The sequence below is a fragment of the Neotabrizicola paludis genome (assembly GCF_044142105.1).
In the GTDB taxonomy this organism is placed as follows: Bacteria; Pseudomonadota; Alphaproteobacteria; order Rhodobacterales; family Rhodobacteraceae; genus Pseudogemmobacter.
The window spans coordinates 1-1,261 of sequence record NZ_JBGTYM010000027.1 but is presented as its reverse complement, the minus strand read 5'-3'; the positions used below and the strand labels follow the sequence as shown (position 1 = coordinate 1,261).

The following is a 1,261-nucleotide window of genomic DNA, read 5'->3' as shown; positions in this document are numbered from 1 at the left end:
AAGGACGAAGAGGCCCCGATCTTCCAGGTCGCCGATTACGGCCTCGTCGGTGACCTCTTCACCATCGTCCCCGAACTGACAGGGAAGCTGTAAGCGCGGCTTGCCGAAGACGGACTTGAAGGGCGCCCCGAGAGGCGCCCTTTTTCACATCAGGCCTTCGACCTTGGGCAGCAGGCGATCCGCCGCTTCCTGATGCACCGCCGCGCCGGGCAGGCCCTGGGCGGCTGACTCCTCGGTCGGCAGAAAGCGCATGGCGCTGAGCCCTTCGGCCCGCGCCGCGGCTGTCGAGACATGTTCGACATATTCGGCGGCATGGGGTCGCAAGGCCTGGATCATCGCGCTGGTGATGAACATCGGCTCGAACTCTGGCCCGGCATCGCGGTCCTTCGGTGCGTGATCGGCGGTCCAGAACAGGATGCGGCGCTTTGGCAGACGACACAGGATCGCGGTCATCCGTTCGATCCAGAGCAGCTGCAACTCGGCGCGGATCGGCTGGAAGCGGTCCTCGCCATAGGACCAGAGCACATTGATCAGATGGCGGGTGAAGTGGATCTCGGTGAAATCGACCTCGCGATACATCGAGCGCAAAAGCGGCGTGGCGGCGACGAAACGGTCGTTTCGGCGGGGATGAACGGTGTAATAGCGGTTGGTCAAGTTCTGCGCGCCCATGATCTGAAGCACGGCGACATGGGCATTGGCCGCGACCTCGATCGCGCCCCGGTCACAGAGATAGACATCGGGGCCGGCATTCTGGCAGCCCAGATTCGCGACCGGAAGGCCGAGCCGTTCCTCGATCAGCGCCGCGTAAGGCGCGATGACAAAGCGACCATAGGTCTCGGTCCCGCCCAGGGTGACCAGGTATTCGCCGGTCAGGTCGCGCCTTGGCCCGCGATAGGTCAATCGCGAACGCCCATAGTGACATGGAAAATAGTTGAGCGCCCCGTCGCCCGGCTGCACGAAAGCCATTGATCCACACCCAAGATCGTCTTCACCCAGGCCCGAGACTGGCGAAAAAGCCTTTCCAATTGCCTAAGCTTTGGCATTTGAGGCGAAGTATCGGGGATTAGCCGTCCTTGCCCTGTTGTGCGCGCGCCCCTATGGTCTTGCTGCACAGCGGCGATGGAGTTCAGGCGATGGCAATCCGGCAGGTGGGGATCGTGGGGGCGGGCCAGATGGGGAATGGCATTGCCCATGTCTTCGCGCTGGCGGGCTATGATGTGCTGCTGAACGACATCAACCCCGAAAGCCTGGACAAGGCGCT

Annotated in this window: 2 protein-coding genes; one reads left to right on the top strand and one right to left on the bottom strand. The window is 62.8% G+C overall.

Annotated features, from left to right (window positions below):
• Positions 1-144 precede the first annotated feature (144 nt).
• A complete protein-coding gene (locus tag ACED67_RS21610; protein WP_395543808.1) occupies positions 145-966 on the bottom strand; it encodes a DUF6473 family protein in 822 nt (273 codons plus the stop codon).
• A gap of 167 nt (positions 967-1,133) precedes the next feature.
• Here ACED67_RS21610 and ACED67_RS21605 point away from each other — a divergent pair.
• Positions 1,134-1,261 (top strand): 3-hydroxyacyl-CoA dehydrogenase NAD-binding domain-containing protein (locus ACED67_RS21605; protein ID WP_395543809.1); only part of this gene is annotated, 128 nt, incomplete at its 3' end.

What these genes read in the sequence shown, in the direction of transcription:
- ACED67_RS21610 (WP_395543808.1), bottom strand. Translation starts at nt 966, where the DNA reads ATGGCTTTCGTGCAGCCGGGCGACGGGGCGCTCAACTATTTTCCATGT.